This window comes from Streptomyces sp. GbtcB6, from assembly GCF_019091475.1.
GTDB classification, from domain to species: domain Bacteria; phylum Actinomycetota; class Actinomycetes; order Streptomycetales; family Streptomycetaceae; genus Streptomyces; species Streptomyces hyaluromycini.
Window position 1 is genome coordinate 90,691 of record NZ_JAGXJL010000006.1, and the last position, 16,396, is coordinate 107,086.

Below are 16,396 nucleotides of genomic sequence, written 5' to 3' on the forward strand. Positions count from 1 at the left end.
ACTGGTTCGGCACACATCGCCACATCGGCCACTGTGTGCACTGGTCGCCGAGTAAGAGGGACGTAAGTCACAAGGGGTTCCATTACTTTCGGGCAGACTCATGACCAAGGCGCCCTCGGGCGCAGGACACACCTGGAAGAGTCGACTTCATGCAGGTCTGGCCTGGAGAGGCATATCCGCTCGGCGCCACGTACGACGGCGCCGGGACCAACTTCGCGGTGTTCACGGAGGCCGCGGACCGAGTGGAGCTGTGTCTGCTGCACGACGACGGCTCGGAGACGGCGGTGGAACTGCGGGAGAGCGACGCCTTCGTCCGGCACGCGTACCTGCCGGGGGTGATGCCGGGGCAGCGCTACGGCTTCCGGGTGCACGGCCCGTACGACCCCGGGCGCGGGCAGCGCTGCAACTCGGCGAAGCTGCTGCTCGACCCGTACGCGAAGGCGATCGGCGGATCGGTGCGCTGGGGCGAGGAGGTGTACGGCTACCACTTCGGCGACCCCGACAAGCGCAACGACCTGGACTCGGCGCCGCACACCATGACGTCGGTGGTGATCAACCCGTACTTCGACTGGGGCGACGACCGGCGGCCGCGCACCGAGTACCACCACACGGTGATCTACGAGGCCCATGTGAAGGGCCTGACCATGCGCCACCCGGGCCTGCCGGAGGAGCTGCGCGGCACCTACGCGGGCCTGGCCCACCCGGCCGTCATCGAGCACCTGACGGCCCTGGGCGTCACGGCCCTGGAGCTGATGCCGGTCCACCAGTTCGTGAACGACCACCGGCTGGTCGACATGGACCTGAACAACTACTGGGGCTACAACACCATCGGCTTCTTCGCCCCGCACAACGCGTACGCCTCCTGGGGCGACCGCGGCCAGCAGGTCCTGGAGTTCAAGTCGGCGGTCCGGGCGCTGCACGAGGCCGGGATCGAGGTGATCCTCGACGTGGTCTACAACCACACCGCCGAGGGCAACCACCTGGGCCCGACGCTGTCCTTCCGGGGCCTGGACAACGCGTCCTACTACCGCCTGACGGACGACCCGCGCTACTACATGGACACCACCGGCACCGGCAACTCGCTGCTGATGCGGTCCCCGCACGTCCTCCAGATGATCATGGACTCGCTGCGGTACTGGGTCACCGAGATGCATGTCGACGGCTTCCGCTTCGACCTCGCGGCGACCCTGGCGAGGCAGTTTCATGAGGTGGACCGCCTTTCGTCGTTCTTCGACCTGGTGCAGCAGGACCCGGTCGTCTCCCAGGTGAAGCTGATCGCCGAGCCGTGGGACGTGGGCGAGGGCGGCTACCAGGTGGGCAACTTCCCGCCGCTGTGGACCGAGTGGAACGGCAAGTACCGGGACACCGTGCGCGACCTGTGGCGCGGTGAGCCGCGTGCACTGGCGGAGTTCGCGTCCCGGCTGACCGGCTCCTCCGACCTGTACCAGGACGACGGCCGCCGCCCGCTGGCCTCCATCAACTTCGTCACCTGCCACGACGGCTTCACGCTGCACGACCTCGTCTCGTACAACGACAAGCACAACCAGGCCAACGGCGAGGACAACCGGGACGGCGAGAGCTACAACCGCTCCTGGAACTGCGGGGTCGAGGGCCACACCGACGACCCCGCCGTCCTCGAACTGCGCGAGCGGCAGATGCGGAACTTCATCGCCACGCTGATGCTGTCCCAGGGCGTGCCCATGATCGGCCACGGCGACGAGTTCGCCCGCACCCAGCAGGGCAACAACAACGCGTACTGCCAGGACAACGAGGTGTCCTGGGTGGACTGGCCGGCTCCCGACGACGACAGCGATCTGCTGGCCTTCACACGCGCGATGGCGCGGCTGCGCAAGGAGCACCCGGTCTTCCGGCGCCGCCGCTTCTTCCACGGCCGCCCGGTGGAGGGCACCCACGACGAGCTCTCCGACATCGCCTGGTTCACCCCGGAGGGCCACGAGATGGCCCAGCGGGACTGGGACTCGGCCCAGGCGTCGGCCCTCACGGTCTTCCTCAACGGCAACGCGATCTCGGAACCGGGCACCCGGGGCCAGCGGATCGCCGACGACTCGTTCCTGCTGATGTTCAACGCGTCGCCGGACCCCCTGGAGTTCCTGGTCCCGGTGAACCACGGCCGCCAGTGGGAGGTGATGGTCGACACGGCACAGGCGGAGCCGGTGTCAGCCGGACCGAAGGTGGACGGCGGCGAACGCCTGACGCTGCTGGGCCGGAGTCTGACTGTGCTGAAGAGGCCGGCGTAGGGATGCGCGCTCCGACGGGCAGTTGCACAAGTGCGGGCCGGTGGGGGCTGGTCGCACCCACGCGGCGGAGCCGCAGCATCGATACAGACCCGCGCCCCTTTGGGGCGCGGTACCGCACGCGGTGACACAGAACCCAACCAGACGGGTACATACGTCCGCATGACAGCCGAGCGAACCACCCCCACCGTCCCGACGGCCACCTACCGACTCCAGCTCCAGCCCAGCTTCCCCTTCTCGGCAGCCTCCTCGGCCGTGCCGTATCTCGCCTCGCTCGGCATCTCCCACCTCCACCTCTCCCCCGTCCTGGAGGCCGTCCCCGGCTCCACCCACGGCTACGACGTGGTGGACCACGCGCGCGTGCGTGAGGAACTCGGCGGCGAGGACGCGCTACGCGCACTCGCGCGTACCGCGCGGGCGCACGGTCTCGGCCTCGTCGCCGACATCGTGCCGAACCACATGGCCATGTCCCCCCGCCACAACCACGCCCTGTGGGAGGTCCTGCGGGAGGGCCCGAAGTCGCCGTACGCGCGCTGGTTCGACGTCGACTGGGAGGCGCAGGGCGGACAGCTGCTGGTGCCGGTGCTGGGCGGGCCGGTCGGCGAGGTGCTCGGGCAGCTGGTGGTCGACGGGGACGTGCTGCGCTACCACGAGCACGCCTTCCCGCTCCGCGCGGGCACCGCGGACCTGCCGCTGCCGGAGTTGCTGGACGCCCAGTGGTACCGCCCGGTGTGGTGGCGGCTGGCCCGTACCGAGCTGAACTACCGGCGGTTCTTCAGCATCTCGGAGCTGATCGGGGTGCGGGTGGAGGACCCGGAGGTGTTCGAGGCCACCCATGGCAAGATCCTCCAGCTGCTGCACGAGGGCGTGCTGGACGGGCTGCGCGTCGACCATCCCGACGGGCTCGCCGACCCCGACGACTATCTCGCGCGGCTGCACGAGGCGACCGGCGGGCGCTGGACGGTCGTGGAGAAGATCCTGGCCGACGGCGAGCAGCTGCCGGCCGGCTGGCCGGTCGCGGGGACCACCGGGTACGACGCCCTGCGGCACGTGGACGGCCTGTTCACGGATCCCGCGGGCGCCGGTGAACTGCTGGGCCAGTACCGGAGGTTCGCGGCCCCGCAGACGGACCGGGGCGGCGACTGGGCGGCCACGGTGCGGCGGGCGGCGTACAAGGTGATCACGCACGAGCTGGCGGCCGAGACGGACCGGCTGACGCGGGTGGCCACGCGCGCGTGCGCGACCTCGCCGGATCCCGCCCTGCGCGACCGGGCGCCCTGGGCGCTGCGCACCGCGCTGCAGGAGCTGCTGGTGCGGATGCGGGTGTACCGGCCGTACGCCTCCGGTGACGTGTCCGCCGTGGTCACCGCGGAGGCGGCCGAGGAGGCCCGGCGGGCCTTCGTGGTGCCCGCGGAGGGCGGGGCGGTGGACGTGGCGCGCGGGCTGCTCCTGGCCGGGGACGGGCCGGGGCTCGCGGAGTTCCGGACGCGGTTCGCGCAGACCGCCTCGGCGCTGCGGGCCAAGTCCGTGGAGGACACGGCGTTCTACCGCTATGTGCCGCTGCTGTCGGCGACCGAGGTGGGCGGGGACCCGGGCAGCCCGGGCGTCTCCCCCGACGCCTTCCACGCGTACTGCGCGCGCGTGCAGCGCGACTGGCCGCTGACCGGGACGGTGGTGACGACGCACGACACCAAGCGCAGCGCCGATGTGCGGGCCGCGCTGGCGGTGCTGACGGAGTGTCCGGAGCGCTGGGCGGACGTGCTGACCGAGGTGACCCTGGACGGGGAGGGGGTGCCGGACGCGCAGCTGGCCTGGGCGGCCTGGCAGACGGTGTTCGGACTCGGTCCGGCGGCCCCGGAGCGGGTGCGGGGAGCCCTGGTGAAGCATGTGCGGGAGGCGGGCCTGTACACGAGCTGGACGGAGCAGGAGCCGCCGTACGAGGAGGCGGTGGTCTCGTTCGTCGCGGCGGGGCCGTGCGGGGTGCCAGGAGAGCGCGTGGCGGCCTTCCGGTCCTCGCTCGCGGCGCACGTCAGGGCGAACGTGCTGGGGACGGCCCTGGTCCATCTGACGATGCCGGGGGTGCCGGACGTCTACCAGGGCACGGAGGGCGAGTACCGGGCGCTGGTGGACCCGGACAACCGGCGGCCGGTCTCCTTCCCGCCGGCACACCCGGGCGAGAAGGACGCGGTGACGGTGGCGGCGCTGCGGCTGCGGGCGCGGCGCCCGGACGTCTTCGGGGACACGGCGACGTATGCGCCGCTGACGGCCGAGGGGCCGGCCGCGGCGCACTGTCTCGCGTTCGCGCGCTCCGGGGAGGTGGTCACGGCGGTGACCCGCCTGTCGCTGCGGCTGGCCTCGGCGGGCGGCTGGCGGGACACGGTCCTGCCGCTGCCGCCGGGGCGATGGGCCGACGTGCTGGCGCCGGGGCGGGAGTTCACGGGGCACGCGCGCGTGGGCGAGCTCTTCGCGGGGCTGCCGGTGGCGCTGCTGGAGCGAGTGGGAGACGGGAACTGACGGTGAAATTCACTCGTACGAGTGAATATGTGGCCGATTCGTCGATTTACTGAAACTCGCCGGGCGCGGACCGCGTCGGTTATCGGCGCGCGGAGTCGTTCCGCGCCCCGTAATGGCTTCGCACCCCCAACTGGCGCCAACCGCCCCGTCGGCCGTCGCCATACGCCTCCGGGCGCCCCCTGGAGCCTCCCCCGGGAGGTTCTTGACAGTTCACCTATGCCGTGCGGGACTGGGGAATGCGAAGCCGGGCGGACAAGTCGGGGGTGAGTCTCCTGCCGGAGCTGCGTTACCCCAGTGTTCCCGAACTCGTGGCAACCGCCCGGGCGTTGGCTGCTCACCGGCCCGGCCTGTGCACGTTGCGGCAGATCGGCCTCTCCCGCGCGGGCAGACCGCTGCACCTGCTGTCCGTCGGGCACGCCCGGCGGGCGGTGCTGGTGGTCGCGGGCGCCCACGCCAACGAGCCGACGGGGGGCGGCACCCTCCAGGTACTGGCCGAACGGGTGCTGCACGAGCGGGACCTGCGGGCGGAGAACTCCTGGCACTTCCTGCTGTGCGCGGACCCGGACGGGGCGAGCCTGCACGTCACCCCGGCCCCGCGCAGCCTGCTCGACTACCACCTCGGCTTCTACCGGCCGGCGGGCCCGGAGCAGCCGGAGTGGTCGCCGTCGGTGCTGCCGCCGGACCGGCTGCCGCCCGAGACCCGGGCCCTGCTCGGGGTGATCGACGAGCTGCGCCCCTACCTCCAGGTGACGCTGCACGGCACCGATCTGGGCGGCAGCTGGGTGCAGTTGACGAGGGACGTGCCGGGGCTCGCCGAGCCGTTCGCCAAGTCCGCGGCGGAGCTGCACATTCCGGTGGAGACGGGTGCCTCGGACGCCGCGGGCTGGCCGCACTCGGGGCCCGGGGTGCGGGTGATGCCCGGTCCGGAGACGGGGGTGGCGTACCCGAGCATGCCGGACGACGCGCGGCACAGCACCTGGTACCACGCGCACCGCTACGGCGGCCTGACGGCCGTGGTCGAGGTGCCGATGTGGGCGAGCGACCTGGTCGACGACCCGGCGCCGCACCCGGCGCCGGCGGCGGCGATGCGCCGGCTGGCGCGCCGGCTGCTGCAGGACTCGCGGGAGGTGGAGCGGGTGCTGGCCGAGGTGCTGCCCCGGCTGGACGGCCTGAGCGGCCTGGACGGGCCGCTGCTGCGGGCGGCCCGCTGGGCGCTGGGGCTGATACCCGGGCTGGCCGAGGACTGGATCCAGCGGCCGCCGGTCGACACCACGATGGCGTACGTCGGCAGCGTGGACGCCTTCGGGCGGCGGCTGCCGTTGCGGGCCGCGTCGATGCTGCTGCGGGTGCTGCGGGAGGCGGACGACCGCGCGGCGCCGCGGCTGGAGGAGCTGGTGGCCTCCTGGTGCGAGGCCTACGGCGAGCGTTTCCGGGCCCGCTGGGTGCCGCTGGAACGCCAGGTGGAGCACCAGTCCCGGACGGTGCTGGCGGCCGCACAGCACGCGCGTGAGCAGGCGGCGTGAGATCCGGGGCCGGCCCGGGGGCCGTACGCCGCCCGCGGGGTCGGCCGGTCAGCCGTCGAGGGCGAAGACCGGACCCGTCAGGGCCGCCAGCCGGCAGGAGTTCGAGAACGTCTCGCGGTACTCGATCGGCCGGCCGTTCCACTGCCCGCGCGCCTGGGCGGTCACCGGGGCGTAGACCATCGGGCACAGCGCGCCCTTGGCCGGGGTGACGCGGGCGATGTCACCGCCCACCGCGTCGAGTTCGGCGCAGGCCTCGGCCGCGCGGGAGTGCCCCTGGGGCGGGTCGCACAGCAACAGCGTGCCACGCGTGTCGCTGGAGTGGCTGTCGCCCTTGGTGACGGTCAGGTACAGGTAGTCGCCGTCACGCGCCGCGCCCGGCGCAGCCTGGGCCGGTCCGCCGGCGAGAAGGGCGGCGGCCACCAGCAGGGCACCGCCGGCCGCTGTCGCTTTGCTGAGATGCGTCATTCCCCGTGCATCGGCACGGCGGGCTCGGTCCCCCAGCCCGACTCACCCGATCGAGCACGCACGCGCGCGTGGCGGTGCGCCAGTTCGAAGGCGCTCAGGACCACGCGTGTCTGGTACTCGGCCTGGCGTGCGACCGGGATCCAGCGCGCACCGAGGGTGTCGTGGTAGTCCGCGCACCAGGTGTCGATCAGCCGGTCCAGGTCGGGCAGGGCGGCGGCGGGGTCACGGCCGGTGCTGCGCAGGAGCTGGTGCAGCAGCCCGGCGGCGCGCAGGACCAGCCGCCGCCCGGCGATGCGCAGGGCGGCCAGGTGGGCCGAGCTGAGCGGGGGCAGCGGGCGGGCGCTGCCGGCGTCCGTGTCCGGGTCCCAGGCGTCGGCGAGGCCGGGACAGACGAGCAGGTAGTCGTCGACCGGAGCGAGCAGCCGGGCCGCGTCCGGCGCCGCGGACAGCTGCGTCCTGACCCGGGCCAGGACGCCGTCCAGGAGCTCCGTGTCACGCCGCAGGGTCCGGCTGACGGCGCGCAGCACCGCGTCCCGGTCGGCGGGCGGTGTGCCGTCCTGGACGGCGGCCACGCCCCACATGGGCGCCTCGACGATGGCGGTGACGGTGCCGTGCCGGTACGGGTGGAACCAGGTGGACTCGACGGCGGCCTCGGTGAGGGCGGCGGCCAGGTCGCCCCGGCGGGGCGGCGGGACGCGGTAGACGGCCGGTCCCAGGGTGGGCCAGTACAGGGTGTCGTAGGCGCCCAGCTCGCGGGGGATGCCGAGCCGGGTCGCGGTGTGCGCGAGGCGCCGGTCGAGGCCCGGCAGGTCGCGGGTCAGCTCGACGAAGCCGCCGCCGACGTCGACGCCGTGCAGTGAACACTGGAGGAACGGCCGCAGCTCGTCCTGGAGGTCGAGCAGCGCCCGGGTCTCGGGCAGTGCGGCCGCGTCCGCCCCGTCGGGCAGCCACTCGGGCTGCTCCAGGAAGCCGGGCCGGAAGAAGTTCCGGAAGTAGTGGCCCAGGGTGTACGGCCCGGCCAGCCAGCCCTCGTTGCGACGGGCGCCGTCGGGGTCCAGGCACAGCAGCAGGTTCCAGGTGACGTCCGCGTCCTCGGTGAGCCTCGGGTCGGCGAGGACCCGGTCGGCGAGGCGCAGCACGGTGGCACCGCCGACGGGTTCGTTGGCGTGCGGGCCTGCGACGACGAGGGCGTGCCGGACGCCGTGACCGATGGAAAGCAGCCACATCGGCGTGCCCGCGCGGGAGACACCCGCCCTGCGCAGCCGGGCGTCCCGGGGGCGGTCGGCGACCAGCGCGGCCGCCCGCGAGGCGAGCTCGTCCACGGACGGATAGCGGAGGAGGGGCGGCAGGTCACACCTCCACAATGCGGTGCCGTCGGTTCACATGGTGTGCATGGTGTACGCACAGTCAGTCACGACTTGAGGGGTACGTCAACACCACGACGGACAAACACTTTTCGGCCACCGCGCAGGACAGTCCGGGCGGCGGGAGACCTGCCCGGGGTTCAGTCGCTCGCGAGCCGGAAGGCCATCCGGCCGAAGCCGACCTGGTCGCCCTCGCGGACGACGGCGGAGCCGGTCACCCGGCGGCCGTTCACGGTCGTGCCGTTGGTGGAGCCGAGGTCCCGCAGGACCCACAGGCCGCCCTGGTGGCGGAGTTCGGCGTGCACCCGGGAGACGGTCTCGTGGTTGAGCCGCAGCCCGTTGGCGGGGTCGCGGCCGATGCGCAGCGGGTGGCCGTTGCCCGGGTGCGGCAGCAGCAGCTTGGGCAGCCGCTCGGCCTGCCAGGCCCGGCGCAGCCGTACGGTGAAGCCGGAGACGGCCTCGACGGTGCCGAAGAGCACGCGCGCGAAGCGGCTCTCCTGGGGCAGGTCGGCGGTGAGCGCGGCGAGTTCTTCGACGCGGCGGGCGGCGAGCGCCAGCTCCATGCGGCGCACGAACGTGTCGTGCGACAGCCGTCCCATGGCGACGCCGTCACGCAGCACACTCAGCGCCTTGTCACGCTCCGCGTCGGACAGCCGCGCGGGGTAGGTGTGGAACTCGAAGGACGACGTCACGCTGCCGATTCTGGGTCAGTGAACCCCGGGTGTCCAGAAAACGGGGAAACGGCCGTCACGCGCGCGTACGTACGGCGACACCCGCCGGGAAAGCCGGGATTCAAAAGCGGACTGATCGCTTTCGCGGCACGATGGACGGACTACCTCACGAGGAGCCAGACGAAGGGGACCGTCCGTGCAGTTCGAGGTGTGGGCACCGCAGGCAGACCGTGTGACGCTCCATTGCGACGGCACCACGCGCGCGTTGGAGCGCGACCCGGAGCGGCCCGGCTGGTGGACCGGGGAGGCGGACGCCGAGGACGGCACGCGGTACGGGTTCGCCCTGGACGACGGCCCTGTGCTGCCCGACCCGCGCTCGCGCCGCCAGCCGGACGGCCCGGACGGGCTCAGCGCGGTCGTCGACCACGGACGCCACGAGTGGCGTGCCGCCTGGCCGGGGCGCGCACTGCCGGGCGCGGTGCTCTACGAGCTGCACGTGGGCACGTACACCCCCGAGGGCACCCTGGACGCGGCCGCCGCCCGCCTCGAACACCTGCGGGAACTGGGCGTCACGCACGTGGAGTTGATGCCGCTGTGCCCGTTCCCCGGCCGGCACGGCTGGGGGTACGAGGGGGTCTCCTTGTGGGCGGTGCACGAGCCGTACGGCGGCCCCGAGTCGCTGAAACGGTTTGTCGACCGGGCCCACGAACTCGGCCTCGGCGTGGTGCTGGACGTCGTGCACAACCACCTCGGCCCGTCCGGCAACTACCTGCCCGCGTTCGGGCCGTACTTCACGGAGACGCACCAGACGCCCTGGGGCTCCGCCGTGAACCTGGACGCGCCCGGGTCGGACGAGGTGCGCGCGTATCTGCTGGGCAGCGCGCTGGCCTGGCTGCGGGACTACCGGATCGACGGGCTGCGCCTGGACGCGGTGCACACGTTGCGGGACACGCGCGCGTGCCACTTCCTGGAGGAGCTGTCGACGGCCGTGGCCGCTCTGGCGGCCGAGTCGGGCCGGCCGCTGTTCCTGGTCGGCGAGTCCGACCTGAACGACCCGCGGGTCATCACCCCGCGCGCGGAGCACGGGTTCGGCCTGGACGCGCAGTGGAACGACGACTTCCACCACGCCCTGCACGCCGCGCTGACCGGCGAGTCCCAGGGCTACTACGCCGACTTCGCCCGCGCCCCGTTCGCCGCCCTCGCCAAGACGCTCACCGGCGGCTACTTCCACGACGGCACGTACTCCAGCTTCCGCGGCCGCCGGCACGGCCGCCCGCTGGACCGCGCACGGGTGGCCGGGCACCGGCTGCTCGGCTACACCCAGACCCACGACCAGGTCGGCAACCGGGCCCAGGGCGACCGGCTTTCGGCGACCCTCTCCCCCGGCCTGCTGGCCTGTGCCGCCACCCTGGCCCTGACCGCGCCCTTCACGCCGATGCTGTTCATGGGCGAGGAGTGGGCGGCCGGCTCCCCCTGGCAGTTCTTCACCGACCACACGGACCCGGATCTGGCGGACGCCGTACGGCGCGGCAGGCGGCGGGAGTTCGCGGCGCACGGGTGGGCCGAGGAGGACGTACCCGATCCGCAGGACCCGGCGACCCGGGAGCGGTCCTGTCTGGACTGGTCGGAGCCGGAACGCGAGCCGCACGCGCGCGTGCTGGCCTGGTACCGCCGGCTGGTCGCGCTGCGCCACGAGCGGCCGGACCTCACCGATCCCGATCTCGCCGACACCAAGGTGGCGTACGACGAGACGGCACGCTGGCTGGCGTTCCGGCGCGGGGACGTGCGGGTGGCGGTGAACCTGGGCAAGGAGCCCGCGGCGATCCCGCTCGGCACGGGCCGGGTGGAGGTGCTGGCCGCGTGGGACACCGTGGCGGCACCGGACGCGGACGGGGTGCTGCGGGTGCCGGGCGAGTCGTGCGTGGTACTGACCCAGGCCTGAGCACCGGCCGTCCCGGCACGGCTCGTGGCCGACGGGCTGCCGCCCCCGCTACAGCTCGTCGTCGTCCTCGGTGTCCTCGCGCAGTTCCGTCACCCGCTCCAGCAGGATCGCCTCCCAGGCGCGCCGCAGTCGGGTGCGCAGCAGCGGCAGGGGGCTGTCGTCACGGCCTTCGAGGCGGTCGGCGAGGCGGATGACGGTGTCGCAGCGGGCCAGCCACAGGCCGCGCAGGCAGGGGCGGGCGCCGTAGCCGGCGAGGGTGGCCGCGCGGACGGCCGCGCCGGAGCCGACCGCGAGGGCGAGCCCGGCGATGTCCTCGGCGGGGTCGCCCACCGCCGTGCCGGTCCAGTCGAGGACGCCGCGCACCCTGCCGTCGGCGCTGACCACCAGGTGCTCGCCCATGAGGTCGTGGTGGGCCAGCACGGCGGTACCGGGCTGGGCGGCGAGCTGGGCGGCGCCCGGCGGGGTCAGCTGGAGCAGCCGGGCGGGGTCGAACTCGTCGGCGGCGGCGAGGCGTTCGGCGGCGGGCACGGCCATGCGGCGCAGCGCCTCCAGGGAACGCGGCGGGGTGCGCGGCACGCCGAGCGTCTCGGCCTGCCGTACCGGCACCTCGCGCAGCCCGGTGAGCAGCCCGGCCAGGTCCGCCTCGCCGACCGCGGAGACATCGTGCTCCTCGGCCGTACCCCCGGGGATCACGGTGTCCAGCGTGTACGTCAGCCCCGGCGCCCACTCGCCGTGTGCGACGCTGGCCGGGACGGCGACGGGCAGGTGCGGCCGGACCAGGTCGCGCAGGCGCAGTTCGCGGCGCTGGCGGACGGCGGCGTCCCGGTCGGGGGCGAGGCGCAGCACATGGCGGGTGCCGACCCACCAGGTGTAGTGCGCACCGCCCGCCGCGACGGGCCGGACCTCGATGCCCGGGGTTCCGCCCGCGCCCTCCTTGAGCAGCGAACGGACCAGTCGGCGGACGGTGTCCGCGGTGGGAGTCGGTGCCTGGGTCATGGATCGCGCCGTTGCCGTTCGGGATGGGGTAGGGGCGAGCTGGTGGTTCCGGGCCGGGTCGGTCAGCCCACGACGACCATCTCGCGGGTGGTGTTGTTGAAACGACGGCCACCGTCCTCGGTCACCGTGACGATGTCCTCGATCCGCACCCCGAAGCGGCCGGGCAGATAGATGCCGGGCTCCACGGAGAAGCACATCCCGGGCACGAGCGGCTGCTTCTCGCCCTCGATCATGTACGGCGGCTCGTGCGTGGTGACGCCGATGCCGTGGCCGGTGCGGTGGATGAAGAACTCGCCGTACCCGGCGTCGGTGATGACCGCGCGGGCGGCCCGGTCGACCTCCTGGCAGGCGGCGCCGGGGCGTACGGCCCGGAAGCCGGCCTCCTGGGCGGCGCGCACGATGTCGTGCACCTCGCGCTCCTCGGCGGTCGGCGGGCCCACGTGCACGGTGCGGGTGGTGTCGGAGCCGTAGCCGTCCTTGAGGCCGCCGAAGTCGAGGACGACCATGTCGCCGTCCTGGATGACCCGGTCGCCGACCTCGTGGTGCGGGTTGGCGCCGTTGGGTCCTGAGCCGACGATGGTGAAGTCGACCTGGTCGTGGCCGAAGCGGTGCAGCAGGTCGGCGAGGTCGTGGCCGACGTCGGACTCGCGGCGGCCGGCGAAGGGAACCTTGCGGATCTCCTCGAACGTCGCGTCGGCGGCCGCTCCGGCGGCGGCGAGGAGTTCGAGCTCGGCCGCTTCCTTCACGGCGCGGAGCATGGGCAGCGCGTCGGTGAGGGAGGCGTAGGACGTGCCGGGGAGTGTCTTCTGCAGGCCCAGCAGGTGCATGGCCCACGCGTTGTCGCTGATACCGAACCGGCCGGACCTGTCGAGCAGGTCGGCGGTCACCGCGTAGGGGTCCGTGCCGTCGGTCCAGTCCCGCAGGGACAGCACGGCCGCGCCGTCGGCCTTCTCGGCGTCGGGGGCTTCGAGGGTGGGGACGATCAGGACGGGGTCCCTGCCGGGGGCCAGGACGAGGAGGGTGAGCCGTTCGGTGACCGCGGTGGGGGTGTAGCCGGTGAGCCACACCATGTCGGGGCCGGGGGCGATGAGGAGGCCGGCGAGGCCGGCGTCCGCCGCGGTGTGCGCTGCGCGCGTCATGCGGGACTTGTAGTCGGCGGCATCGAAGGGGGCGGCGGGCGTGGTGCCGGTCATCCAGGGCCTCCTTGCGCGGGTGAGGTGGCTGTACGGGCCTCGGCATGCATCCTGCCGGGTGCGGCGTGGCCGCGCGAGCCGGTTTGGGCAGAGGCGCCGCTGCGGGTTGCGGTCGTGCGCCGGTGCGGGGTGCGTGGGGGCTGGTCGCGCCCACGCGGCGGAGCCGCACATGTATACAGCCCCGCGCCCCTTTGGGGCGCGTCCGTGCGGGTGTTCTCAGATGACGACACCCGGCACCACAGTCAGCTGCTGATACCCCCCGCTCGCGTGCCGGACCGTGAGCTTGACCTCCTTTCCCGGGCGGGCGTCGGCCACGGCCCGGACCAGGTCGGCCGCGCTGTCGATCCGGCTGGCGCCCAACTGGAGCAGGACGTCGCCGCGCACCAGCCCTGCGGAGTAGCCCGGCCCCGGCACATGGACGCCCACCACCAGTGCGCCCACCTTTTCCGCGTCCACGGCCTCCACCCCCAGGGTCGCGGCTGCCGTCGGCGATGGGGTGGGGGTGGCCGGGGGTGCGGGGCTCGGTTTCGTCGACGGGGCCTGCTGCCGCAGTTCGGCCAGCTTGCTCATGCCGATCACGGTGGCGCCCACCGTGCCCAGCCCGATCCCGGACAGCACCAGGACCGTGCCGACCAGGGATCCGAACAGCAGGGTCCTGATCCGGCGGCCGCGGCGGCGCGCGGCGTGCGGGCGCCGGACCGGGTCGGTCGGGGGGTCGTCCCCGCGTTCCTGGCCGGGGATCGGTTTGGGACGCAATGCGGTCTGTTCCATGGTTCGCCTCCACCCCGAGCCCTACCCGGCGCACGCGGGCGCGACGAGACACGAACGAGTGAGACTGACCCTGGGTCAGCCACGGGAAGCCTCAGCCCCCACCTGCACCACGGGCGCCGTCGAGAAGGCTTGCCACCAGGTCCGCCGCCGCTCCCGTGGGTGTCCCGCCGTACACCAGTTCCACCCGGTGGACGAGGCGCGGTGCGGTGACGGGGACGGCGACCGTGCCGGGGACACCCGTGGCCGTGCGCAGGGGCAGCAGGGTGAGGCCGTGGCCGGCGGCGGTCAGGGCGGTGAGGGTGCGGACGTCGGAGCCGTCGTAGCGCAGGGCCGGGCGGAAGGCACCGCCGCCGGTCGCGGTGCGCAAATGGCTCAGCGGCGGGGCCGCGTCGGGGGCGTCGAGCCAGCGGGCGTCGGCGAGGTCCGCGAGGCGCAGGCCGGGGCGGCGGGCGAGTGGATGCCCGGCGGGCAGCAGGACGGCGACGGGCTCCTCGCCGACGCCGTGCGTGCTCAGGGGGGCCACGTCGGGCAGCCGCAGGGGGTCGCTGGGGGCGGCTAGGCCGTCGAGCAGGCCCAGGTCGGCGGTGCCGGTGGCGACGGCGGCCGGGATCCCGTCGCGGGGCAGGACGCGCAGGGTGACGCCGGCGACGGGGAGCACGGCGAGGACGGCGGGGCCGAGTGCGGTCGGGGTGGCGGCGAGGGTCAGGCCCGGCGCGGGTGCGGCGGCCATCCGTACGACGTCCGCACGGGCCGCCTCCAGGCGCAGCAGCAACGCTCCGGCGTGTTCCAGGAGCCGTTCACCGGCCGCCGTCGGGGTCACCGGACGCCGGGTGAGCAGAGGCGCGCCGAGGTCCTGTTCGAGGGCGGCGATGTGCTGGGAGACCGCGGACTGGGTGTAGCCGAGCTCGCGCGCGGCCTCCGAGAAGGAGGCGAGGCGGGCCACGGTGACGTATGTGCGCAGGAGGTGCGGGTCCATGCCGCACAGGATCGCATCAGTGACGCTTATCGAGAGTCCAGCAATCATCGTTGGACGTGAACCGGAGCGGGCGCCCAGGATGAGCCCCATGACGAACTCCGCAGCTCGGACCGCCACGATCGCCCTGGTCGGGGACCGCTCCCCCAACGTCGTGTCGCACACCCGGATCCCGCTTCTGCTCGACGCACTGGCCGAGCGCGACCGGCTGGTGCTCGACGCCTACTGGATCCCCTCCGAGGACGCCGAGGACGCGGACGCGGTGCACGGCTTCGACGCGGTGTGGGTGCTGCCGGGCAGCCCGTACCGCAGCGAGGCGGGCGTGCTGCGGGCGATCCGCACCGCCCGCGAGGAGGGCATCCCCTTCCTGGGCACCTGCGGGGGTTTCCAGCACGCGCTCCTGGAGTACGCCCGCGACGTCTGCGGCCTGACCCGGGTCGCGCACGCCGAGAACGACCCCGACGCCGAGGACCTCCTCATCGAGCCGCTGGCCTGTTCGCTGGTGGGTCACGAGGCCGCGGTGCGCGTCGAGCCGGGCACGCTGGCCGAGTCGGCGATCGGCTCCGGGCGCACGGTCGAGCGCTATTTCTGCTCGTACGGCCCCTCCCGCCACCTCGACACCCTGCGCGCGCACGGGCTGCGGCTGTCGGGGCACGACGAGGACGGCCATGTCCGCGTCGCCGAACTGCCCGGCCACCCCTTCTTCCTGGCCACGCTCTTCCAGCCGGAGCTGTCGGGTGACGGCTCGCGTCCGCATCCGGTGATCCGGGCGCTGGCCCGGGCGGCGGTCGCACATGCCACGGAGCGGGTGCGCGCATCGGTGTGAGGCCGGGGCCGCTCCGGTCCCCGCCGTGGCCGGAGGCCGTTGTCAGTGGCGGCTGTTACGTTCTGCGACATGACCGATCACTGCCTGCGGCTGCTCCGGCAGCACCGCCGCCTGGCCGAACTGGCGGCGTTCCCCTTCGACTTCGACCTGGACCGGGCCGCCCACGGCCATGCCGAGCCGGTCCGCCTCGCCTCCGGTGGCTCTCTGGAGGCGGTGGCGGGCAGCGACACCGGCGGCACGTATTTCGTGTGCGCGGACGGCTCGTTGCTGTACGCGGACTCGGAAGGCTCGGCCGGGATCATAGGGTCGTCCGTGGACGAGGCCCTGGAGGTCGTGATCGGCCTGCCGGGCTGGCGTGACCTCCTGAGTCTGTCCCCGGCGGACGGCGAGGAGAAGATCCTCGCGCGCGTGGCCGAGATCGAGGACGAGATCCGGGAGTACCACGGCCTCGACGCCGAGCGCGCCGAACTCCGCACCGCCCTGGGCCTGTCCGACCGCTCCCCCGTCGAGCTGCTCGGCATGCTGCACACGGCCCTGCTGCGTACCGAGCCCGACTTCCTCCTGCTGAACGCGGACGAGGGCTGCGCCTACGACCTGCTCGACCCGCACCCCCGGCCGCCCCTGTGGGAATCGGTACGGCACGAGGTGTCCGGCGACCCGGCCGACGAGCCGCTGTCCACCTGGACCCGGCTGGCGGCCGAGCAGGGGATGACCGAGCTCGCCCGGGTGGCACTGATCCGCCGGCTGGACGACATCTGCCTGGACCAGAGCCTGCTGCTGCGGCCCGGCAGCAGAAAGGAGCTCGACCTGTCGCCGCTGCTCTGGCTGGCCGGGGAGTTCGAACGGCTGGGCGACCTGCCGCAGGCCGAGCGCGCCCGGCATCTGCACACCGCCCTCCTGTAG

The 16,396-nt window shown here is 73.6% G+C and carries 13 protein-coding genes; 6 read left to right on the top strand and 7 right to left on the bottom strand.

Features of this window, described 5'->3' with window-relative positions; genetic code table 11:
* The first annotated feature begins 149 nt into the window (after positions 1-149).
* The 3 genes from glgX to KVT45_RS12815 all read left to right on the top strand — a co-directional run bounded on the left by glgX (position 150) and on the right by KVT45_RS12815 (position 6,292).
* Positions 150-2,258 (top strand): glycogen debranching protein GlgX, encoded by a 2,109-nt coding sequence (glgX, locus tag KVT45_RS12805; RefSeq protein WP_217547034.1) that lies wholly within the window; start codon positions 150-152, stop codon positions 2,256-2,258.
* Positions 2,259-2,417: 159 nt separating this feature from the next.
* Entirely contained in the window at positions 2,418-4,769 is a 2,352-nt protein-coding gene (treY, locus tag KVT45_RS12810; RefSeq protein ID WP_217547036.1) for a malto-oligosyltrehalose synthase, read from the top strand.
* A gap of 263 nt (positions 4,770-5,032) precedes the next feature.
* A complete protein-coding gene (locus tag KVT45_RS12815) occupies positions 5,033-6,292 on the top strand; it encodes a M14 family zinc carboxypeptidase (RefSeq protein ID WP_217547347.1) in 1,260 nt (419 codons plus the stop codon).
* Between the two features lie 48 nt (positions 6,293-6,340).
* Here KVT45_RS12815 and KVT45_RS12820 read toward each other — a convergent pair whose 3' ends face one another.
* The 3 genes from KVT45_RS12820 to KVT45_RS12830 form a co-directional block, all read right to left on the bottom strand.
* Positions 6,341-6,757, bottom strand: coding sequence for a subtilase-type protease inhibitor (locus tag KVT45_RS12820; protein ID WP_217547038.1), 417 nt, complete (start codon positions 6,755-6,757; stop codon positions 6,341-6,343).
* Positions 6,754-8,121: a M14 family zinc carboxypeptidase gene (locus KVT45_RS12825; protein WP_217547040.1), complete on the bottom strand. Its 1,368-nt coding sequence runs from the start codon at positions 8,119-8,121 to the stop codon at positions 6,754-6,756. The genes KVT45_RS12820 and KVT45_RS12825 overlap by 4 nt, the downstream gene beginning before the upstream one ends.
* A gap of 140 nt (positions 8,122-8,261) precedes the next feature.
* The gene (locus tag KVT45_RS12830) at positions 8,262-8,813 is read right to left on the bottom strand and encodes a DUF1707 and FHA domain-containing protein (RefSeq protein ID WP_217547042.1); all 552 of its coding nucleotides are present in this window, start codon (positions 8,811-8,813) and stop codon (positions 8,262-8,264) included.
* Between the two features lie 175 nt (positions 8,814-8,988).
* On the opposite strand from KVT45_RS12830, the gene treZ reads away from it, so the two are divergent.
* Complete coding sequence (gene treZ, locus KVT45_RS12835; protein ID WP_217547043.1) at positions 8,989-10,734, top strand: malto-oligosyltrehalose trehalohydrolase; 1,746 nt, start codon at positions 8,989-8,991, stop codon at positions 10,732-10,734.
* 48 nt (positions 10,735-10,782) lie between these two features.
* On the opposite strand, the gene KVT45_RS12840 is transcribed toward treZ, so the two are convergent.
* The 4 genes from KVT45_RS12840 to KVT45_RS12855 all read right to left on the bottom strand — a co-directional run bounded on the left by KVT45_RS12840 (position 10,783) and on the right by KVT45_RS12855 (position 14,670).
* Complete coding sequence (locus KVT45_RS12840) at positions 10,783-11,730, bottom strand: aminoglycoside phosphotransferase family protein (RefSeq protein ID WP_217547045.1); 948 nt, start codon at positions 11,728-11,730, stop codon at positions 10,783-10,785.
* Positions 11,731-11,792: 62 nt separating this feature from the next.
* The gene (locus tag KVT45_RS12845; RefSeq protein ID WP_217547047.1) at positions 11,793-12,923 is read right to left on the bottom strand and encodes an aminopeptidase P family protein; all 1,131 of its coding nucleotides are present in this window, start codon (positions 12,921-12,923) and stop codon (positions 11,793-11,795) included.
* A 216-nt stretch (positions 12,924-13,139) separates the two neighbouring features.
* Positions 13,140-13,694, bottom strand: a complete 555-nt coding sequence (locus KVT45_RS12850; protein ID WP_217547048.1) for a PDZ domain-containing protein — start codon at positions 13,692-13,694, stop codon at positions 13,140-13,142.
* Between the two features lie 91 nt (positions 13,695-13,785).
* Complete coding sequence (locus tag KVT45_RS12855) at positions 13,786-14,670, bottom strand: LysR family transcriptional regulator (RefSeq protein ID WP_217547050.1); 885 nt, start codon at positions 14,668-14,670, stop codon at positions 13,786-13,788.
* Positions 14,671-14,758: 88 nt separating this feature from the next.
* Here KVT45_RS12855 and KVT45_RS12860 point away from each other — a divergent pair, with 88 nt between their 5' ends.
* Together KVT45_RS12860 and KVT45_RS12865 are read left to right on the top strand one after the other, a co-directional pair.
* On the top strand, positions 14,759-15,493 hold the full coding sequence (locus tag KVT45_RS12860; RefSeq protein ID WP_217547051.1) for a hypothetical protein: 735 nt from the start codon (positions 14,759-14,761) through the stop codon (positions 15,491-15,493).
* 69 nt (positions 15,494-15,562) lie between these two features.
* On the top strand, positions 15,563-16,396 hold the full coding sequence (locus tag KVT45_RS12865) for a hypothetical protein (RefSeq protein WP_254646699.1): 834 nt from the start codon (positions 15,563-15,565) through the stop codon (positions 16,394-16,396).

Bases quoted from the DNA above. Each gene is read 5' to 3' on its own strand.
- KVT45_RS12840 (WP_217547045.1), bottom strand. From the start codon at position 11,730: ATGACCCAGGCACCGACTCCCACCGCGGACACCGTCCGCCGACTGGTC.
- treY (WP_217547036.1), top strand. From the start codon at position 2,418: ATGACAGCCGAGCGAACCACCCCCACCGTCCCGACGGCCACCTACCGA.
- KVT45_RS12855 (WP_217547050.1), bottom strand. From the start codon at position 14,670: ATGGACCCGCACCTCCTGCGCACATACGTCACCGTGGCCCGCCTCGCC.
- glgX (WP_217547034.1), top strand. From the start codon at position 150: ATGCAGGTCTGGCCTGGAGAGGCATATCCGCTCGGCGCCACGTACGAC.
- KVT45_RS12845 (WP_217547047.1), bottom strand. From the start codon at position 12,923: ATGACCGGCACCACGCCCGCCGCCCCCTTCGATGCCGCCGACTACAAG.
- KVT45_RS12865 (WP_254646699.1), top strand. From the start codon at position 15,563: ATGACCGATCACTGCCTGCGGCTGCTCCGGCAGCACCGCCGCCTGGCC.
- KVT45_RS12850 (WP_217547048.1), bottom strand. From the start codon at position 13,694: ATGGAACAGACCGCATTGCGTCCCAAACCGATCCCCGGCCAGGAACGC.
- KVT45_RS12820 (WP_217547038.1), bottom strand. From the start codon at position 6,757: ATGACGCATCTCAGCAAAGCGACAGCGGCCGGCGGTGCCCTGCTGGTG.
- KVT45_RS12860 (WP_217547051.1), top strand. From the start codon at position 14,759: ATGACGAACTCCGCAGCTCGGACCGCCACGATCGCCCTGGTCGGGGAC.